Here is a 20,420-nt window from a genome sequence, read left to right as displayed (position 1 = left end):
TTAATATTGACAAAAACAACAATTATTTTACTTAATCGAAATATCTGTTCTAAAGTGTCCTGCACATCAATTTCTATTAAAATTCTTGTTGGTTCTATAATATTAACTTTTTTCACGATCTATATTGGTCAGGAATTTTAGATTATTACTATTACACTTTCTCTTGAAAAAGCATTATATAATTAGTAAATAAGTGTTTGTGCTAGTATTTATTAATTGATAAAATTTCCCCCTACTTTTACTCCTGCATGATCCTCTAAATTTCGGCGTCTTCTTAAATACCTCTCGGTAGTTAAAAGAGACTCGTGACCCAGCATATCTTGTATGCTTTTGAGGTCAATACCTTTATCAGCAAAATAAGCAGCTGTGTAATGCCTGCAGGTATGAGGAGTAATATTAAACCTTTTACTTCCTTTTTCATGGAGCATCTTTCTTCGCTTGATAAATGGAAATATATGGCTGGTCGTGAGTATTAATTTAGAGAATTCAGTACTTAGATAACTAGAATTGTAATGCCCGCCACTTGCTTTAGGAAAAAAGGCAGTTTCATCTACCTCGGATAACTCACTGTAAATTCCTCTTCTTTTTCGAAACTCACTAACAACCTCCAGAACATCATTAAAAATCTTAGCATTTCTCTCCTTGTTCCTCTTACCTGTCACACTTAAGAAATAACTATCACTTTTAGGATAATAAAAAAGGGAAGACCAATTAGCTGTTGCCAGTTCATCTATACGTAATCCAGTTGAAACCAATACATATAACAATGTGTAAGCAAAATAGTTTTCTTTTTTAAAGTATTCTAAGAGCTGCTGCACTTCATGATCATAAAAGTCACGATTAACAAGCTGTTCTTTATCGACACTTACCCTTTTTAACATAATCGTTACATCTTTTTTAATGGCACCTCGTTTAAAAAGGTATGTTAAAAATTGCTTAATAACAGTTGTTTTTCTTCTTAAAGTTGAAGGGGCAAGATTTTTTTCTTCTATTATATATTGGTATTTTTGAACATCTTCTTCATCAATATACCTGATCCCCCCAAATTGACTTGCAAACTCAATAAATTCTTTAACATCCCGAAAATATTCCCTCTTTGTATTATCTGATCTTTTTTTGCCAATTGTAGGTTCATCATGCAGGAAAAGGTAAAGTAACATTTCGTCCGGAACATGATCCCAGGATACACTTGAAAAACCATTGTCTATGAAAATCTTAAAAAATTGATTATTATTCCAAAATTCTGGAGAAGATAAATTTAAATCATATTTATTACCCTTTAATATAATCTCCATAATTTCCCTCCTGCCTCTCTTGGATAAAGTTGTAAATAGAACCTTGTCCAAGCTCCTACAAATCTTAAACTTCTCTATTTCTAATTTTACACTACTAAAATCTCAAAACCTAGAAAAATCCATGATTTTCATAGGTTTAATTACAAATAATAAACAATAATTTTCTTTTATAATATTAATACTTGTATTTTTTAAATTTTCTTGCTATTATGTTATCGACTAACTTAATTAGTCAACAATACAATACACATTTTGGTAGTTAGAAAAGTAGGATGTAGGGAGAAGTGTTAGGCTCTACATGGAAGAAAATGTATTTGATAAACAATCCAAACACAGTAATCACCAAAATTACAAAATCAGATAATAAAATTTTATGATATAACTTTTCAAGAGGGGTATCAGGACAAAAGGATTCTTGAAACTTGGAATAGGCTTATACGTAATATCGAAACTTTGATGTTAGTAAATACGATTGTATCTCAATTGGTCCAATTTCATTTATGATTCACCAAGGAAAAACTGCTACCAATTTGAGTAACAAGATTTTACAGAAACTAAAAAGCGATAACCTGATAATAAGACAACGAATTAAATAAATTAAAATAAAGGACGATACATAGCAAGAAACTTCCGTTTCTATGTAGGAAGTAAGGAAGGGTGTATAGAAAGATGTATACAATTGAATTTATTTCAAAAAGAGTACATAAGGAGTTAACTAAACTCAGTTATAAGGATCAAGAGATTATTATAAAGGTTTTGAAGGTTCTTGAATCAGATCCCCGACCTCGTTCTCTAAAATATTCTCCACTAAACATTGATAAAAGCATAAAGAGAGTTAAGTGTAAAAGAGCTAGATTATTTTATCTAATAGACGATAGCAAAAAATTAATCCAAATCGGGAAAATTCAAAATAGAGACTCACAGTCTTATAATAACTATGCTATTAAAGATTGGTTTGCTGGAGTAGCTTAAAGAAGTGTCTAAGGAGATTTAAATATGTACATTACAGTTAATGAACTAGCCAGAATATTAAATAAAACTAAAAGACAAATACAATATATGATTTCCAATAAGATTGCTCAACCAATTAACCCTGATACCCACAGAAGAGATGGAGGGTATCGCTTTAGCTCGTCAGAAGTTGAGAGATTAAAGGAAAGATACAACAGGAATGATTTGTCGTTAAAAGAGGCTTCAAGATTAGTGGGAATAACTCCTCAATACTTAAATCAACTTGCATTGGATAATAAAATTCAAAGCAGCATGGTAAGTATTAGCCATCGTTTAGAGCGTAGATTTACTAAAGAAGATTGTGAAAAAATCCTTGTTGAATTAAAACAGAAAAAACATTCTAAAAGAAATAATCAGTACGGAAAAAAACTTGCCAATTATAGCGATGGGTTTAGATTGTTTAAGCATATAACACTGGACAATCAAAAGTGCGTAATTGTCAATACAGATCCTTTATCTGTTCTTAATGAAAAAGGAGAAACAGTTTATATAAATAGTATTGATATTAATATTGAAAGATGGATAGATAAGCCATATGTTACAAAAAAGGGATTCGTTGAATTTCAAATTCCTATTCCTAAGTACGTAGATCATCCCGTATACTGTCTTTTCTATACATTAATAAAACAGATAGGTCCAAAAAACATTCAATTTTATGAGACTCCCTTAGGCGATTATTACATAAGAAGTAGGCAGTCGAAAATTCATATTAGTGATGATCAGTATTATTTACTACAAAAATTCATTTTAAAAGGAAGAATAGAGAAAACAAAAGATTTTATTTTCCTTTCTTCGGGTCTTGATCAAGTGCTATTAGATATACCTTATTATACACACCAAAAACTAAGCACATTAGCATATAAAAAACAGCAAAGTGTAAATGACTTATTTCTTAATATAATAGAAGAGTTTTTAGGTGAGTTGGATGAAGAGTAAAAAAAGTATGTTGAAGCGATACAAAGCCGCTGCGAGGATAACACATCATTTAAAGAAAATTGAAGATGTTAAATCTACTTGTAATCCTGATGACATTTTAGATTTTATACTTAAAAATTTATCAGAGGGTCAGCTAATAAAAATAAGTAATGATCTATTTACATTAGAAAGGCAAAAGATAAATAGTAGAAACTACCTTTTAATAATAGCTTCCGGTATTATTAATTTAAAGAATAATGATAAACAGTAAAATAAGTAAGTTTTTAAAATACAGCAACTAGGAAGTTACAATTTATGAGAAACGACACATTAAAATTAGTTGCTATTTTATCGATGTTAACAGACCATATCGGCCTATTCTTTTTCCCTCAAATAGAGATTTTTAGAGTAGTTGGTAGAATAGCTTTTCCTTTATTCGCCTTTGGGGTTGCAGTGGGATGTTACTACACAAAAAATATCAAGAAGTATACAATTAGGCTGTTGGGATTTGCATTGTTTTCAACCATCCCACATTATCTTGTAATAAATAATATGCAATTAAATATCCTGTTTACGTTTTTAGTGTCTGTTATAGGCATTGCCTTTCTGAAAGAAGAGAAAAAGCTTTATGGATTATTATGGCTACTAGTAGTTCCAATAATTTCACCTTTAGAATACGGTCTATATGGGGTGTGGGTACCAGTTTTATTTTATCTTTTTAGACAAAAAAAATGACCCAACTTTTACTTTTTGCGTTGGTAACCATCTTCTTTTGCTTATTTTATAGTACTTGGATTCAATTGTTTGCTATACCATTCTCGTTATTACTTTATTGGAAGCCAAGACTCCAATTATCTTTACCTAAGTACTTCTTTTATTTATTCTACCCGCTTCACTTAATAATACTTGGTTTATTCTTGTGGTTTTTCTGAGCTTTCAATGAGGAGTATAGAATCTATGCGACAGTTAAAATATAAACATAATTTTTCAAGTAATCTCCTTGGATAGCGCTCCATATCATCATTATAAAGTCGTCTGACTACCTCATATTGTTCTTCTATATCGACGGACAGTTGACGTATTGACAAAGAAGCTACATTTTTCTCGTTGTATTCTTTTACTAAATTAGCTAAATTGGATCGTATTTGAACCATTATTGTAAGCACCATCCATCTACTATTTCTTGTCATGATAATATTACGTTGTGTAGTTAGTATTGTCGACTAACTATATTAGTCACCTATTGGGTTTTTGTTAAACTAATTTTATTTAAGAGCTTTAAAGAAGTGTCTTGGGATGAATCCTTTTTAAGCAGGAAAATGCCCCATTTTTGCAAAGCCGACTTTTTATCTATTCGCTTTCATTACTTATGGATTATAAAAAGAGTAAAATATTGATAAAGGTAATAAAACCAATTATTTAAAATAAATGGTATCTATTGTCCTCACATTTAGTTAAAGGGAGGAAATATATGAAAGCTTTTGCAATTGATATAAAGTATAGTGTTTTTAATAACGATACTGAAGCAATAATGTACGTTATAAAAGATAATGAAGTTGAACCTCAGGAATATATATTTTCTATTCCTGTCATTACCTTTTCATGGTCAGCTGTTAGTGAAGAAGATGTTAAGTTTGACTTTTACAATGTCTTTGGAGATAAAGATAAGGAAAAGAGATTATTAAATGAAATGAAAAAAGCAATTAGGACAATAGAAGGAAGATGATTTCTTAGCATTCTTTCCTTGAGAGGCACTAAATAAAAAATAGCATTTGAGGATAAAAGAATCTGTTTAAAACTAATAGCAATGAAGAGATTGTATCATAAATCAGAATTCTAAAGATTAAATCCCCATACCTTAATACTAGCAAAGTGGTAGACAGAAGACCAATGAAAATGTGGTGGACTATTCTAATGTACATATAACAAATGATGAATTAAACGATCAAAGTATAGTGACAGTATTTCTAATAGAAGTAGAAGGTAGTTATTCTGTAACAAACTTTATAGAGCATATTGCCATTGATATTAGAAATACTTACATTAAGCCGATGTTTTTTAACTACCAAGATATTTCTAAGCATTTATCTAATAAGATAAAATGGGTTCAAGTTGATTATTATCCTGAATTAGGTGCTTTAGAGGTCGAAATGAGTTGAGATGAAAAAAGACAACGATTTAATTCTCTTGTATGGAATAAATGTGATGATGCTGCTATTGACTACATTAGTACAAAAAAAGAAAAGTATTGATAATATAGCTTAGGATTAGACACTTTATAAAATTCCAAAAATATTTCAAATGTTCACATATGGCATTGCATATGGTCTTAATTCTGTTATCATATAAACTAAATAAATATACTAAAAGGCGGAACACGCAAATTGCTCTTGGAATATAGAGTCGTTTGCGTGTTTTCTTTTTTATAAAAGGGAGGAAATTACTATGATAATTTTAGAAGAAGCAAAGGTATTATTTGTAAAATTAATGCAGAAGAATTGCAAAGAAAGAGAGTGGGAAATGGGTTATGTTTTATTCCAGTGTTTAAATATGAGAGATCCAAGAACAGGGGACCATAGCTTACTCGTAGCATACTATTCATATAAAATGGGGCAGATATTAAACTTAAATAAGGAACAACTCTTCCTAGCTGGTTTATTGCATGATATAGGAAAAATTGAAATGAGAGATGAAGTACTTAAAACAGATAGAAAACTTTCAAAAGTTGAGAGAAAACAACTAAAAAACCACGTGTTACAAGGTGTTTTTTTACTAAGTGAAATGGATTTTGATTCAACTATTATTGAGTTCTGTTCACAACATCACGAAAGAATTGACGGCAGCGGGTACCCACTAGGTATTAAAAATAAAAAATTATCACTAATTGGGCGGATAGCAAATGTTACTGATGTATTCAGTGCCTTAACAGCTAAGCAGAAATATAATCATGATGATCCATACTCTACACTGGAATCACTTAAATTAATGGAATCCCAACAAGTTTTCGATCCAGGTGCACTCTCCGTTTTATCAATGATAGTTCAGTCTAATAGCAAAGTTAAGCAATTTGCATAAAAACGAGAGGAAAAAATGTATGAAAGCAGTTATTTTTATGTTTCTATATGGATGTAGTAACAATACAAGCTTGTCGTCAACAGTAGAAAGTCTCGGCACCTCGTTTACTCCTATATCTCTTCTGAAAACTAGGCAACCTTATGGTAAAGAAGCTACTCTTTTCTTAAGGAATCAAATCGAAGATAAAGATATAGAAATTGAATATGACATTAATATTACAGATAAATATGATAGAAAATTAATACATGTTAGATTTAATAGTCAAACTGTACGGAGCTTCTCCTTAAAGTAGGATTAGTAAGAGTTGCTTATCTTTATAACGATTATAAGTTTATTGATAAGTACAGAGAGGCTGAGCAGGTTGCTGCTAATAATAAATATTTGGTCAAAAGAAAAGTATGGGGACAGCAATAATGGATTTGATATAGAAGCGTATAACGGATATTAATATTTCACCTAATTTTTTTACGAAAGGGTTATTAAGTAACAATATAATTTTTTTAGATAGTTCAACTTATAAAGCTAGAATATATCTTTCTAGGAAATATTTTTGAGCATCTAATAAACCTAGAAAAGTATAGTCTCTATATATAAAAAATAATAAATATCATTTATTATCTATTAAGGGACAACTATGAATCTAGGGTTTTATTTTCTATTTGGCGTGCCCTGCAAGCCGTAATTGCTAATTGGTGAAAGTCCAATCTGAGTAAGTGCCAAGACGCTCAGTAGCTGACAGGAAACTGGTGAAGAAATTCTAAGGTTGAAGCCCTGTGATGACAAAGTAACTCTCTAGAAGAGTGCGAGCAACTTAACAGGTTGTAACATAAAGTGAATCCTGCCGTCTCGTCAAAAGAACCCACCGTAGGTTGCTAAAGAGAAGTCGAGCCTAGCGAATATGGGCGATAACCATGGAAGGTGTGAGAACTTGGAATCGCAATACTCAAGAATGTCTCGGGATATGGCGAACGACATGTTAAGAAAGTAATTAACGGAATTGGGGATACCCTCCTCATCACTTTCTTGGGAAGTAAAGCAGAATCCTATAAGTGCAAACGAAATGGTGGATGGATGAGAGGGAGTCGGAGGAGGTCATAGAACCGAAAATGGTCATGTGGCTACAGACCCAACCGAGGAATTGAACGAGTCTTACAAATCATTATGGCAAACATAAAACAAGGCTACAAATATAATTGTAATTGTGACATAAAATGATTCTTTGATAACATTCCTTACAAGAAGTAGGACAGGATAATACATAAGTACGTAACTGACGGTACTGTTCTAAATGTGATATGGAAATGGTTGAAAGCAGGTTATTTGGAAGACGGAAAATATCTCAACGGAGATTCTGGAACTCCGCAAGGTGGAGTCATCTCACCGTTACTTGAGCAAATTTATCTTAATGAGCATTGGACACTTGCTCAAAACATCCATTACGCAGATGATTTTCTACTCTTTACGAAAACAGAGAATGATATCAAAGACGCAAAGGCACTTACACAAAAGATATTAGACTTAGGGCTTGAAATCTCTTTGGAAAAGCAAAAATCGTTAATTTTATCATGATGATTTCACTTTTGTAGGATATACCTATGAACATTGGAGCAAAACGAAAGAGAGATGAAAACCTTATTATATCGCAAAGCCGAAGGGTGCGATGTGGAAGGACTTCCGAAAAAGATTAGAGTGAAAACAGGAAAGACATTGACAAAAACCCAAGCGATTGGATAAAAGGAGCTATCTAGTAATTCGAGGTAAAGTAAACTATTATCTTAATTTATGGAAGCCCAAAGAAGCAAACAAACAAGTTGGGATACCTTGTAGTGGCTACTTAAATGTATGTAGGGACGAACTGCTTTCCGTTGAAGGCTTAATCAGAAGATAGTTAAAATTCTCTATGATACATCGAAACCTGACTCAAAAGAAAGGTCAAGCAAGCAATGCAAAGCAGGTGGAATATAGAATTCTATGCTAGGGTAGGTATAGTTTCAGCTTTTCAGCTTTTCAACATTTCTATGGAACACAGTTTGGCAATAAAAGTATAAGAGTATATAAGGTATATGAAAGAAAAATCACTAAAGAAACTTAAAAGAGCCAAAGAACGTGTTAAAGAGAAAGGCGAAGTGAACTACAGTGAATGGAGACTTCGCAAAATGAAAAATGCGAATACCGTAAGAACTACTTGACGTCATGGAACACGGGGTAAATTTATGCCTTAATACTGCACGTACGGTTTATATGAGGGGGCAGCCACGTAAGTGGGTGCCCTATTCTTTATTACTCGGGTTTGTTATTTGCTTTTGGGTCAGGAGTAAAGTTTGGCTTGAAACCATCATACATTACGTTTGTTACCATACCTGCTGTGGCATGGTGAAGGTCGTGGCAGTGGAACATCCAGTCTCCTGGATTGTCTGCTTTAAATGCAACAATATACTCTTCTCCAGGTTTAAGGTTTAGGGTGTCTTTTACAATAGGTGAACCTTTTATAGGCTTACCATTTTTGCTAAGAACTTGGAAGAAGTGTCCATGTAGGTGCATTGGATGATCATCTTCAGCCGAGTTATTAACAAGTGTAACTTTTACCAAATCTCCTTCTTTAACGTTTAAACTTTCTGTTTCTGGGAAAGTTTTATCATTTATTGTATAAATATTTTCTGTTCCATTATTTTCGGTATTTAAATTCATTGTATAGGATATGTCATAGGCTTGATCAAGCGTAAACTCTCCCACTTTATTTTTCCCATATGATGTAAGGTCGAAAACAGGAAGTGTATCTTGTGAATTTGGCTCATCATTAACTTCGCCTTCAAAACCTTCATATTCAATCATAGTTTTCATGCCCTCTGTACCTTCCATATCACCGTGACATTCAAGATACCATTTTCCTGGATTATCTGCTGTGAATTCGATATCATAACGTTCTCCAGGAGCTATTGAAATTAATTCATCCTTTAGAATTTCAGGGTTTGTAATTTCCTGTCCGTCTGAACTAATTATTTTAAAATCATGTCCATGTAAATGGATTTTGTGTGACATAAAGCCAGCATTTACTAGTCGGATTCTAACCTTTTCTCCTTCTTTAACAGGTAATGAAGGGATATCCTTACCGCTTTTCCCATTAATGGTAAAGATGTCGTACATACTCATATCATGACCCATTTCCTCAGTTTGAGTTGCTTCCATGTCCATGCCTTCCATCTCTTCTGACTCCATGTTCATACTTTCATGATCCATGCCTTCCATCTTATCAGATGATTCCATATCCATCGATTCTGGATCACTCATCCATTCATCTAGCACTAGAACATAGTCTCTATTATAATCCTTCTGTTCCTTGCTCTCAATAATAAAAGAACCATAAAGTCCTTTATCAACTTGGTTGACACCATCTTGATGGGAATGGTACCAATACGTTCCGGGGACAGTTGCTAAAAATTCGTAGGTGAAGCTTTCTCCAGGTTGAACAGCATTCATTGTCACACCTGGAATCCCATCCATATTATTAGGGACCGGTATTCCATGCCAGTGAATAGTAACGGGATCCTTTAGTTCATTTTTTAGATTGATCTTTACATTTTCACCCTCTTGAACGCGAATCTCCGGTCCAGGTACTGATCCATTAAATGTCCATGCATTGACATTTATACTTTCAATTAGGGTATGCTTTCGTTCTTGTGCAACAATAGTAAACTCATTTTTTTCTATTTTCTGAGTTGCATTTGAGTTTTCTATCTTACTATCTTTTGAACTCTCACTTTCTTCTTTTGTATTATCCATGTTCATGTTACTGTGGTCCATCTTACTTGAGGTATTTGAGCATGCACCAAGTACAAGTATTAGCAGTAAGGCTATTAAATAAATAAATTTGTTTAACGTTAACATGTAATCACACCTCCGAAATATTTACAAATCAATATTAACTCTTATTTATGAAGAAAATATGTAGTTTAAAAAATTATTAAAAAATTTTATTAATAAAATGAAAAAACAGGTATACATCGACAAATAATTATCCATAATGTTGAGGAGGTGATCTGTTTATGAGAAATCGATATATTAATATAACAATAATCACTATTTTAACTATTATTATAATTAACAATTTTACTAGTGTATATAGCATCTCTAGTTTTAAAGAACTTGAGGATATTAAAAAAGTAACGGAAACCAATAACATTGAAATACAAAAATGGAAGGTTTATATAAAGGATACAAAGTCTAATGTTCCGTTACGAATGGTAAAAAATGAACTAAGGGATATATTTAAAAAGGAAGATGGATACTCTTGGGACAAAGAAGTTGACGAACATCATTATCAAGCAACAGGAGTTATGGAGAAGGGTAATATTATAGAAAAAGTAATCATTTCAGTTTTACCATCTAATCATGAGTATTCAATAACGTACACATATCAATTAATTGTTGAGGGATCTATAGGTAATGACGTACTTAATCAATTAAATATTCCATTTGATTTTAAAAAAAATAATAGATTCCTTACTGTTGAAGGAGTTACATATGAGGGTGAAAGTAATAATTCAATAAGTAAGGATTTATTGGATTTAGTTGATGGGAAAAAGGTTGAAGAACTTAATGAGAAAGGTTTCCTTTCTGTTTCTGGTTACACCAGTAACTGGGAAACACAATTAAAACTAGATGAACAAAATATAATGAATATTCAAATTGGAGTAAGGAAGCTAAGTGATCAAACATCAAAAATTACAATTGGTACACCAATTATTATTACGGAGTATTAGTTTTTAAAAGTATTTAGAAGGAAAATGATTAAAGTACATAATTTCTTCAAATTTATTTATTAAGCTATTCTCATAATCCTTATAAATACAACCGGGGTGACTAACATGAATAAACTAAGAATGGGAAAAAAGGGACAAATATATATTCCTACTTGGATCCGAAAAGAAATAGGTTTCAAGTTAGGTGATTTAATCAATATAATTTTAGATGGTGAAAAGATTATATTATCAAATAAAGTTGGATATGAGAAAGAAAATAAGTGTGTCTTTGGTCAAAATGGAGTATTCATATTCCTTCTGAGATTAGAAGGCTAAACAATTTCAACAATGAAGCTATATTTAGAGTTGTCATAGATAAGAAAGAAAAGCAGATTAATCTTATTCCTGATATTAATATATTAGTATGAGTATAGACTAAAATCTATAATTATATAAAGGTGTCATAAATTAAACATAAGCAGTGAGGTTGAACAATTGTAATGATACCCTTTTTACAACAGGTATCATTACAGTTATTTTATTATTGGTTTATGTAAATAAGAAAAATAAGCGAAATGGGAACTTGTTCTTTTGTTATAGTTTACTTTCATTTCTTATTTTTATTTCTCTAACAACCAAAGCCAAGTTGAAAAGGTTTTAACGGAGAAACAGTTAGATGTTCCTTTACTTTCACAGTTGCCAGAATTGTCAAGAGGCTGTGAAGTTACTAGTTTATCAATGCTAGAAATCATAAATATATTAAAAATTAGCAGCCTGTATGGATCATAACAAATGCAAAATATTAAAAGTTACCTGACTCACAATTTGATACTTGAGTGACTGAACTCGGACAAATTAAAATTACTTATAGAGAACATTCAGTTGTTGTTACTGATTATGATGTAAATTTCATCCATTTTAATGACTCTCTAACGAACCAAAAAGATAGGAAAATCAAAAAGGAAAACTTTATTGCTGCATGGGAATAGATCGGGAAACAAGCTATAGCAGTTAAATGACTTTTTTAAATTAATATTGACGTATGGTTCATGAGTTGTTATGCGACATCTTTAAATATAGTAGGAGATCCCGGTAACAGATTCGTAATATTTTTGTCATGTTAATGTAATTTTTCATCCTTATTATTCCCAAAATATGTTAAGATAATACTGAAAGTTTTAGGAAGGGGGATGAGCCAGGATTGAAAAAATTGTTGGAAAGAAAGAGATAGAAAATCCTGTTTCAGAACTCTGGGCAGAACAAGAAATAGAAAAGATAATTTATCAATATGAAAAAAAGCTCCGCTATTTAGCTTTTAAATATGTTCAAGATTGGACATTAGTTGATGATATTATGCAAGAGGTATATTTAAAAATATTTCTGAAAAGGGATACTTTTGAAAAAAAGTCTACTATGAAATCGTGGTTATATTCAATAACTCGTAATCAGTGCATTGACTACCTTAGAAGTAAAACTAAATCCATAGTCTTAACGGAGAATTTTGAAGAATTAAAAGTTACTAATCATAACTCAGCAGAGTTAGAAGCATTAAAAAGGCTTGAAAAAGAGAGTCTTTATGCAACTATTAATTCTTTACCTATGAAATATAAGAAACTACTGATTCTTTATCATTTTAATCACTTTACGTATAAAGAAATTAGCAAATTATTAAATAAAGATATTAGTTTTGTTAAAAATAATATCTTTAGAGGGAGACGCTTGTTAAAGGAGAAATACTTTATGGATAAGGGAAATTAATTTAGAGATAGATAGTCTTATTTTTAGATGTCTATTTATTAGTAAAAAAATTTTACAGGTGTAAATGACTTTACGTAAAGATATATGCCATATACAAGTGAAAAATCAATAGTGTGGGAAATGTCTGTAATCTTTATTAATAGTTCACAGGTTCATGGATAAAGACAATCCCCTAAAGCAAGGAGTGCAATGATGAAGAATTTAATATATTTAATTTGGTGTCGCTGGTTTTTATTGATGTTATTAGTAATAAATGTAGTAGGAACATTTTACGGTTATATTTGGTATGGCTGGCAATTAGCAGAGACACCAGCAAAATTTTTAGTATTTGTACCAGATAGTCCTACTGCTAGCTTATTCTTTGTTATTGTATTAATTGCATTTTTATTAAAGAAAAATTGGCCTTTTGTTGAGGCATTAGCAATTGTTACATTGTTTAAATACGGAATCTGGGCAGTTGTTATGAACATTTTAGTGTATGGGGTGACAGGTGATCTCCATTGGTCTAGTTATATGCTTATCCTTTCACACGCAGGTATGGCTATCCAAGGATTACTATATGCGCCTTACTACCGAATAAAAATTGTGCATTTAATGGTGGCAGCATTATGGATATTGCATAATGATGTAATTGATTATGTGTTCTTTATGCTCCCTAAATATAGTGTACTTGATCAATATATACCGAAAATTGGCTATTTTTCATTTTGGTTAAGTATAACTTCAATATTTCTAACTTATATATTATGTATAAGGAAAAAACCAGTCCTTACTTTATAAAATCTAAGGATAATATATTATCCTTGTCAAATTAATGACTTTTGCGGTTCCATCTTCACGAAAATCTATTACCAGATAGTAAATGAGATTAATTGACAAGGGAGAATATGTTGTTGTAATATCTGAAAATGTAATATTTTTGCCTAATATATTAAATAATATTCACTAAATCGTAATAATTACGAAAAGGGGAATTGTCGATGAAAACAAAACTTATCATTTTTGCAGTCTTTATTTCATTATTCTTATTAACGGGGTGTAATCAATCTTCACCTTCACCCAAAAATAACGACAAAGGTATCCCTCTAAATGTTTATACCACAATTTACCCTCTACAGGACTTTTCGGAAAAAATTGGTGGTGAATTTGTTGAGGTTAAAACGATCATACCACCTGGTGCAGAGGCACATTCATTTGAGCCGACTAGCAAGGATATGGTTGAAATTATAGAAGGTGATCTATTTATATACATGGGAACTGGGATTGAAGGATTTACAGATTCTATTACAGATGCTGTTAAGAATGAAAATGTTGATATTCTAAAGGCATCTGAAGGCATTGAACTTATAGAAGCTGTAGAGGAACAGGGGGAAGAAGATCATGGAGAAGAGGAGGAGCATGGTGATTTTGACCCACATGTATGGTTAGACCCAATTAAATCAATTCAACTTGCTGAAAATATTAAGAATTCCTTCGTGATGCTTTATCCGGAAGAAAAGGATTACTTTGAAAAAAATTATTTAGAATTAAAGAAAGACCTGGAAGGCTTAGATTTAGATTTTAAAGAGATGGTGCAACAGTCTTCTAATAAAACTTTTGTTGTATCTCATTCTGCATATGGTTATTGGGCAAGTGCATATAACCTTAAACAAATTGGAATAAGTGGCCTTTCTCCAACACAAGAGCCATCTCAAAAAGCACTTAAAGAAATTATTGACTTCTCTAAAGAAAATAATATTTCGTATATTTTATTTGAACCAAATGTTTCTAACAAGGTTGCTGATGTTGTAAGAAAGGAAATTGGTGCAGAGGTACTAACAGTACACAATTTAGAAGCATTAACCGACGAGGATATAAAAAATAATGATGATTATTTTAGTATAATGCGTGAAAATATATCTACACTTCAGAAATCCTTAAAGTAACACCCACCAACTAAAGCACAATTTATCTATTGGAATAGTGATTAATTTTAAATCATATTGCTAAATATCATATTAAAATTCAATAAGTAACCTGATTGTATAAACCTTCTACATTCAGGTTGCTTATTTAAATTTGGCTGTTTTAAAGTTATAAATTGATAAGATATAGAACACCTCACTGTTTAATTGACAATTGTATTGTACTAAAGAAGGAAGCGTATGCCTGCATATTAAATGTTAACTGCTAACAAAAAACTTGTGTGTTAGATGGTTAATAACAAAAACCCAGGATACTTACATGGTACAAGGAATTTTTGATACCTTTAAGGTTATCGCGAATAAACAGTTGTAGGAGAGGTTAAAATATGCTTGATAGGTAATGTTAAACCCTTTTTATTTCATATTTTAATAGTAGTAATTTGTGGTGTCATTAACATTGGAGTATGGGGCAATGGAGTCAACCAGGAATATTTTATTATAGTTTTTATAATCTCTTTATGTCTGTATTTTTCTTTTGGGGGGTTTTTGAATAATAAAAATTCAGTATTTAAAAATATAGGAACCGTATTACTGATACCAATTTTTAGTTTGTTGTTATATTTGAGAGTATTAATCCTGAAGCAGATTTCTTCTTTGAATTTTTATATTTTGGAACTATCCAATCAATCCTGAATTTCACAGGAATTCCAGCGGGTTTTAATCATCCATTCTTTTTTGCCTTAACTCCTGCGCTGCTGCTGTGGGTGGGACTGCAAAATAAGTTATAATAAGAAATTTAATAATTAAATAAAATTGATTGAGGAACTCATTCTCTCATTTTAAATGTATTATCAATATTTTTCCTTTAACAGAGCCGTTAATTCAACAAGAACATGGAAATCCTTCAAATTTTTGCTCTCCAAATTATTCTTTGTATTTTTTTAGCTAAAGCAAAACAATCAACCTCCAATTTTTCTACAGTAAACAATATATGTTATAGATGAAATGATTTTCCAATTAAGTTAGGATTTAAAAAAGAATATGTAATATCAATTAGATCAGAAGACTGTATTTTGTTTTTTAGTGTTGGTCAGTTTAATTATTGTTTATTTAGGAAAATTAGTATTATATTTTAATTTTTAGGAGGTTATTATGCGTAAGGTTGGATGGACTTCTTTGTTTTTTACCTTATTGATTTTAACGAGTTGTTCAAATAGCCAAGAAACCAAGATAATAGACATGGGTGATGAAATTTCTCAAGAAGGCAATGACGTTCCGGATAATCAAATCTTATTAACAAATTCACCATATGAACTCGGTAAAGAAATAGAAGTAAAGAATCAACAGGAAAATGATGAGTGAACGTGGGATGGTTTGTATGAATATGTTGTATTTGTAAGCGGTGATTTTGAGAAAGGATTTCAATCATTTAAAGAAGCCGTTACCTATGCAAAAGATTTTAATGAATCAACTGTTTTTTTTAGAGGGGACAAAAATTTAGTTTGGGAAAATCCAAAAATGCTACCGGTAAAAACAAAATTGATCGATGCTCCGATTATTGCCCAGTTACCTCAATTACCAAGGGGGATGTGAAGTAACCTCATTATCTATGATGTTACAAGCAGCAGGCATACCTGAGGAGAAAGTAAAAAAACTAAACTGGCAAAAGAAATTAAGAGGGATCCAACACCATTCAAAAAGGTAAATGGGAAAATATTTTTCGGAAATCCGTATGATGGATTCGTTGGGGATATGTATTCACTAAAAACTCCAGGTTACGGAGTATATCACGGGCCTTTAGCTGAATTAGCTAAAAAATATATTCCTAATCGCGTAACTGATATGACTGGGAGTGAATTTAATGATATATTATACCCTGTCAGTGAGGGAAGACCTGTACTTGTGATCCATAACTCGTGGTTTAAAGAGCTACCTGATTCACAATTTCAAACATGGCATACACCTACTGGAAAAGTTAAAATCACAATGAGAGAACATGCTGTATTAATAACAGGGTATGATGAAAAATATGTATATTTTAATGATCCTTTAGCTAATTTAAAAAATAGAAAGGTAGACAATAAGGATTTTATAGAAGGATGGGTTCAAATGGGGAGTCAAGCAATTTCATATGTTAATTCTTAAGGGTTCTCCTTTCTGTTCTTTTATCAGGATTAAATTCGTAATCTACTTTGATAAGATTGGTGATACATTATAAACAAAAGTAAGTACATAATTTTGATAGCTACATGTAAATTATTTTGTAAAAAAAGGAAGACATCTGATTATACTTATAGATGTCTTCCTCTAAGAATTAACTAATAATTTCATTAAATTACAAGGCGTGCATTGCTCATTAGGCTCTTATGTGAGTGGTATATTACTAGCTTCCGCTTCATTGTTAAAAGTATATTTCTTTTCAATAAAAACTTGATGCCATACCATAAAGATAAGGATTGTCCAAAGCTTTCTACTGTTATCTTTTTGCCCAGCGCAGTGCTGGTGCAAGAGTGTTAGAACTTGCTCTTTATTGATTAGATAGTCTGTTGCACTATCCTTAATTATATTTACTGTCCAATCATGTATTTCTTCTTTAAACCAGTTTCTAATTGGAACTGGGAAACCTAACTTCTTCCTATTTAAAACGTGTGAAGGAACGATCCCTTCAGCAGCTTTCCTAAGGATATATTTTGTTGTATTTTCGGCAATTTTCATTTCTGTTGGAATTTTTGAAGCTATGTTAAAAACCTCTTTATCAAGAAATGGTACTCGTAACTCCAAAGAGTTAGCCATTGTCATTTTGTCCGCCTTTAGTAAGATATCTCCTCTTAGCCAAGTATTGATGTCAATATGTTGCATCTTTGTCACGCTGTCATAGTCTTTGGCTTCATTATAAAAAGGAAGTGTTATATTTTTAAAAGTAACATTATCCCAATACATTCTTAACATTTTTTTAATTTCCTCATCTTTAAAAATCTTTGCGTTACCAATGTATCTGTCTTCAAGTGGAGTACATCCTCTTTCAATAAAACTTTTTCCCTTAACACCATCTGGTAGAATTTTAGCTAAGAAATTTATTGAACCTTTAATTGACTGGGGGATTGTTTCAAATAGTCTTAGATCAAATGGTTCTCTATAAATATTATACCCCCCAAAAAGTTCATCTGCACCTTCACCTGATAATACAACCTTAACATGCTTTCTTGCTTCCCTAGCAACAAAATATAAAGGAACAGCTGCGGGATCAGCAAGTGGATCATCTAAATGCCATACAATCTTTGGAAGCTCTTTAATAAACTCTTCTGGCTCTATAACATAATCTATGTTTTCAATATTAAGTGCATTAGCAGTTTCTTTTGCGATATCTATTTCACTATACCCCTCTGTGGCAAAGCCTACAGAGAATGTTTTTATGTTTGGATTAATTTCCTTAGCCAAAGAAACCACAAAGCTAGAGTCTATACCACCTGATAAGAAAGAGCCAACTGGCACATCACTACGCATGTGCATATTAACTGAATTATAGAGTGCGTCTGTTAGTTCATTTTTTAACTTAGTAAATTCGTTTCTCACGGGCTTGAATTTTGGCTTCCAATAACTTTTAATTACTAACTGCTCTTTAGGCTTCTTTATAAAGTAATGGCCTGGTTCTACTTTCATAATATCTCTCGACATAGTAGAAGGCTCAGGGACATATTGAAATGTTAAATAATGGTGTAGAGATTCTCCGTTGATAAATTCATGATCTGTTCCTAAAACAATACTTTTTCTTTCGGAAGCAAAATAGATTTTATTAGACAATTCAAGATAATAAAGTGGTTTAATACCAAATGGGTCTCGTGCACCAAATAATTGCTTTTCTTCTCGATCCCAAATTAAAAATGAGAACATGCCTCTTAGAGAATCAAGCATTTTTTCCTTCCTACTACAATATAGAGCTAAAATTACCTCTGTGTCAGAAGACGTTTTGAATGTATATCCATCATTCTCTAATACATTTCTCAGTTCAATATAATTATAAATCTCACCATTAAATACAATCCAATATCTCTCATCTTCATAAGATAGAGGTTGACTACCAGACTCGATATCAATTATGCTCAAACGTCTAAATCCAAGTTGTATATGATTATCCACATAATACCCAGAATCATCTGGACCGCGATGAACAATCGCATTATTCATCCTTTCAAATTGTTGATCTATATTTACAGATTCCTGTCCAAAATCAGACAATACCCCAACAAATCCACACATATATTTTTCCACCTCAATAATTAACTTTTAAATTTCATATAAAATTTCATTTCATATATTAACCTAATTATTTGTAGAAATTGTGTAGTTCTTAATTTTATAATTTTGAAAAAATCAGTTTATTTTTAATTGGTTAAAGAGCTAAATACTAAGTTTTTATTCAATCTAAATTAATATCTTGTATTAGTAAAAGTGTATAAACCCTGAGAATTACTCTTTACCCAACAAAAGGGGGAATATAGGTCAGATTCCATTTCAGTGTTTTGGTATCATTTTTAAGATAGGATGTAATCGAAACTCGATCTTATTAAAAAGTATTTATAAGATACTTTAGCTTTGTAGTTGATTTTACAATTATCCCCTAATAACTTCTTTTGTAACATTTTCAGCCACTCCAATTATTTTTTAAGGTGTATTCCCTTTGAAGCAAGGGAAAAATAAAATTGGTTACTCAAAAGGTGTCTATATATACAAGGTTCTGGAAATAAAATGATTAAGTTCTTTTTATTTTTGAAAAATATAGAAAATACCTCTCCTGAGCTTACTGTATGTTTTTGGTATATTTTTTTGGTATGATATAGTCAAATATAAAGGAGGATATTTATGATCAAAAAAACAATAATATTTTCATTATTTACAGCACTGTTCCTAGTATTGGGGGCATGTGCAAACGATAATGATGGAAACAAAGAAAACAATGAGACCACAGAAAACACAGAGGATAAAGAAATCACTGAAGAAACAGAAGACATGGAAGGTATGGATCATAGTAATATGGATATGAACAACTCGGGGGAAGTCCCTGAAGGTTTGGAAGTGGCGAAAAATCCAACCTATAAAGTTGGAAGTCAAGCGATTATAAATGATGCTCATATGGAAGGTATGAAGGGGGCTGTAGCAACTATTGTAGCAGCGTATGATACTACAGTTTATACTATATCGTATACTCCGACAACTGGTGGAGAAAGAGTAGAAAACCACAAATGGGTTATTCATGAAGAGATTAAAGATGCAGGTGAAGAACCGTTTGAACCTGGAACGGAAGTATCCATAGAAGCAAGTCATATGGAGGGTATGGAAGGAGTAACAGCCGAAATAGATTCAGCTGAAGAAATGACAGTGTATATGGTCGACTACACTCCAACTAATGGAGGAGAAGAAGTAAAAAATCATAAATGGGTAACAGAAAGTGAACTGTCACCAAAAGAGTAAATGATGAATAAACAAGAATTATATTTTTTAACTAACCTAAAGAGTTTTTCCATAATGGAAAAACTCTTTTTTTTAGGTTTATTTCGGAATAATGGGGTATCGTATTTTGATTTAACCTTGTATTTTAAACAACCCCTTAATGATTTAAGTGTTTATTACCAAACAAGGAGTATCTAGTATTTTAGCTCAGGGTTTATTTTTTGAAAGCGGAAAAATTGTGACAAAAATTTGACTACAATAAATCTACATATTTA

General features: G+C 31.5%; 23 protein-coding genes. 19 read left to right on the top strand and 4 right to left on the bottom strand.

Going from position 1 to position 20,420, the window contains the following annotated elements:
- Nucleotides 1-212: 212 nt before the first annotated feature.
- On the bottom strand, nt 213-1,295 hold the full coding sequence (locus COD11_RS22520) for a tyrosine-type recombinase/integrase (protein ID WP_098799148.1): 1,083 nt from the start codon (nt 1,293-1,295) through the stop codon (nt 213-215).
- Between the two features lie 669 nt (nt 1,296-1,964).
- Between COD11_RS22520 and COD11_RS22515 the strand changes: the two genes are divergently transcribed.
- The 4 genes from COD11_RS22515 to COD11_RS22500 are packed head-to-tail and all read left to right on the top strand — an operon-like array spanning nt 1,965 to nt 3,956.
- A complete protein-coding gene (locus tag COD11_RS22515) occupies nt 1,965-2,267 on the top strand; it encodes a type II toxin-antitoxin system RelE family toxin (protein ID WP_098799147.1) in 303 nt (100 codons plus the stop codon).
- 24 nt (nt 2,268-2,291) lie between these two features.
- Nucleotides 2,292-3,242 (top strand): helix-turn-helix domain-containing protein, encoded by a 951-nt coding sequence (locus COD11_RS22510; protein WP_098799146.1) that lies wholly within the window; start codon nt 2,292-2,294, stop codon nt 3,240-3,242.
- A complete protein-coding gene (locus tag COD11_RS22505) occupies nt 3,232-3,492 on the top strand; it encodes a hypothetical protein (protein WP_098799145.1) in 261 nt (86 codons plus the stop codon). Before COD11_RS22510 ends, COD11_RS22505 begins: the two co-directional genes overlap by 11 nt.
- A 44-nt stretch (nt 3,493-3,536) precedes the next feature.
- Nucleotides 3,537-3,956: a TraX family protein gene (locus COD11_RS22500; RefSeq protein WP_098799144.1), complete on the top strand. Its 420-nt coding sequence runs from the start codon at nt 3,537-3,539 to the stop codon at nt 3,954-3,956.
- A gap of 176 nt (nt 3,957-4,132) precedes the next feature.
- Here the strand turns inward: COD11_RS22500 and COD11_RS22490 are convergent, their stop codons facing one another.
- Nucleotides 4,133-4,375 carry a helix-turn-helix domain-containing protein gene (locus COD11_RS22490; protein WP_098799142.1) on the bottom strand — a complete coding sequence of 81 codons (243 nt, stop codon included), beginning with the start codon at nt 4,373-4,375 and terminating at the stop codon, nt 4,133-4,135.
- Nucleotides 4,376-4,692: 317 nt separating this feature from the next.
- Between COD11_RS22490 and COD11_RS22485 the strand changes: the two genes are divergently transcribed.
- The 5 genes from COD11_RS22485 to COD11_RS22465 all read left to right on the top strand — a co-directional run bounded on the left by COD11_RS22485 (nt 4,693) and on the right by COD11_RS22465 (nt 7,865).
- The gene (locus COD11_RS22485; protein ID WP_098799141.1) at nt 4,693-4,947 is read left to right on the top strand and encodes a hypothetical protein; all 255 of its coding nucleotides are present in this window, start codon (nt 4,693-4,695) and stop codon (nt 4,945-4,947) included.
- A gap of 175 nt (nt 4,948-5,122) precedes the next feature.
- Nucleotides 5,123-5,380, top strand: a complete 258-nt coding sequence (locus tag COD11_RS22480; RefSeq protein WP_141549734.1) for a hypothetical protein — start codon at nt 5,123-5,125, stop codon at nt 5,378-5,380.
- 286 nt (nt 5,381-5,666) lie between these two features.
- Nucleotides 5,667-6,296, top strand: coding sequence for an HD-GYP domain-containing protein (locus COD11_RS22475; protein ID WP_098799139.1), 630 nt, complete (start codon nt 5,667-5,669; stop codon nt 6,294-6,296).
- A gap of 19 nt (nt 6,297-6,315) precedes the next feature.
- Complete coding sequence (locus COD11_RS28075; RefSeq protein ID WP_098799138.1) at nt 6,316-6,588, top strand: thermonuclease family protein; 273 nt, start codon at nt 6,316-6,318, stop codon at nt 6,586-6,588.
- A gap of 959 nt (nt 6,589-7,547) precedes the next feature.
- Nucleotides 7,548-7,865: a reverse transcriptase domain-containing protein gene (locus COD11_RS22465; RefSeq protein WP_098799137.1), complete on the top strand. Its 318-nt coding sequence runs from the start codon at nt 7,548-7,550 to the stop codon at nt 7,863-7,865.
- Between the two features lie 711 nt (nt 7,866-8,576).
- Here the strand turns inward: COD11_RS22465 and COD11_RS22460 are convergent.
- On the bottom strand, nt 8,577-10,181 hold the full coding sequence (locus tag COD11_RS22460; protein WP_098799136.1) for a multicopper oxidase family protein: 1,605 nt from the start codon (nt 10,179-10,181) through the stop codon (nt 8,577-8,579).
- A 158-nt stretch (nt 10,182-10,339) separates the two neighbouring features.
- On the opposite strand from COD11_RS22460, the gene COD11_RS22455 reads away from it, so the two are divergent.
- The 9 genes from COD11_RS22455 (at nt 10,340) to COD11_RS22425 (ending at nt 16,842) form a co-directional block, all read left to right on the top strand.
- Nucleotides 10,340-11,056, top strand: a complete 717-nt coding sequence (locus COD11_RS22455; protein WP_098799135.1) for a YwmB family TATA-box binding protein — start codon at nt 10,340-10,342, stop codon at nt 11,054-11,056.
- A 105-nt stretch (nt 11,057-11,161) separates the two neighbouring features.
- Entirely contained in the window at nt 11,162-11,371 is a 210-nt protein-coding gene (locus COD11_RS22450; protein ID WP_098799134.1) for an AbrB/MazE/SpoVT family DNA-binding domain-containing protein, read from the top strand.
- Between the two features lie 273 nt (nt 11,372-11,644).
- A complete protein-coding gene (locus tag COD11_RS28265) occupies nt 11,645-11,824 on the top strand; it encodes a C39 family peptidase (protein WP_141549736.1) in 180 nt (59 codons plus the stop codon).
- 411 nt (nt 11,825-12,235) lie between these two features.
- On the top strand, nt 12,236-12,793 hold the full coding sequence (locus tag COD11_RS22445; protein ID WP_098799133.1) for an RNA polymerase sigma factor: 558 nt from the start codon (nt 12,236-12,238) through the stop codon (nt 12,791-12,793).
- A 192-nt stretch (nt 12,794-12,985) separates the two neighbouring features.
- The gene (gene lhaT, locus COD11_RS22440; protein ID WP_098799132.1) at nt 12,986-13,573 is read left to right on the top strand and encodes a lipoprotein heptaprenylglyceryl N-acetyltransferase LhaT; all 588 of its coding nucleotides are present in this window, start codon (nt 12,986-12,988) and stop codon (nt 13,571-13,573) included.
- Nucleotides 13,574-13,773: 200 nt separating this feature from the next.
- Nucleotides 13,774-14,718, top strand: coding sequence for a metal ABC transporter substrate-binding protein (locus COD11_RS22435; protein WP_098799131.1), 945 nt, complete (start codon nt 13,774-13,776; stop codon nt 14,716-14,718).
- Between the two features lie 1,131 nt (nt 14,719-15,849).
- The gene (locus COD11_RS22430) at nt 15,850-16,059 is read left to right on the top strand and encodes a hypothetical protein (protein WP_098799130.1); all 210 of its coding nucleotides are present in this window, start codon (nt 15,850-15,852) and stop codon (nt 16,057-16,059) included.
- 12 nt (nt 16,060-16,071) lie between these two features.
- Nucleotides 16,072-16,290 (top strand): hypothetical protein, encoded by a 219-nt coding sequence (locus COD11_RS27745; RefSeq protein ID WP_255301680.1) that lies wholly within the window; start codon nt 16,072-16,074, stop codon nt 16,288-16,290.
- Nucleotides 16,291-16,356: 66 nt separating this feature from the next.
- Entirely contained in the window at nt 16,357-16,842 is a 486-nt protein-coding gene (locus COD11_RS22425) for a C39 family peptidase (protein ID WP_255301682.1), read from the top strand.
- A 219-nt stretch (nt 16,843-17,061) separates the two neighbouring features.
- Here the strand turns inward: COD11_RS22425 and asnB are convergent, their stop codons facing one another.
- Nucleotides 17,062-18,954, bottom strand: coding sequence for an asparagine synthase (glutamine-hydrolyzing) (gene asnB / locus COD11_RS22420; RefSeq protein ID WP_098799129.1), 1,893 nt, complete (start codon nt 18,952-18,954; stop codon nt 17,062-17,064).
- Nucleotides 18,955-19,557: 603 nt separating this feature from the next.
- Here asnB and COD11_RS22415 point away from each other — a divergent pair.
- Nucleotides 19,558-20,166 (top strand): YdhK family protein, encoded by a 609-nt coding sequence (locus COD11_RS22415; protein ID WP_098799128.1) that lies wholly within the window; start codon nt 19,558-19,560, stop codon nt 20,164-20,166.
- The last annotated feature ends 254 nt before the right edge of the window (nt 20,167-20,420 follow it).

The organism is Bacillus sp. AFS040349, assembly GCF_002577655.1.
GTDB lineage: Bacteria > Bacillota > Bacilli > Bacillales > Bacillaceae > Metabacillus.
This window is presented reverse-complemented; position numbering and strand designations above follow the sequence as displayed.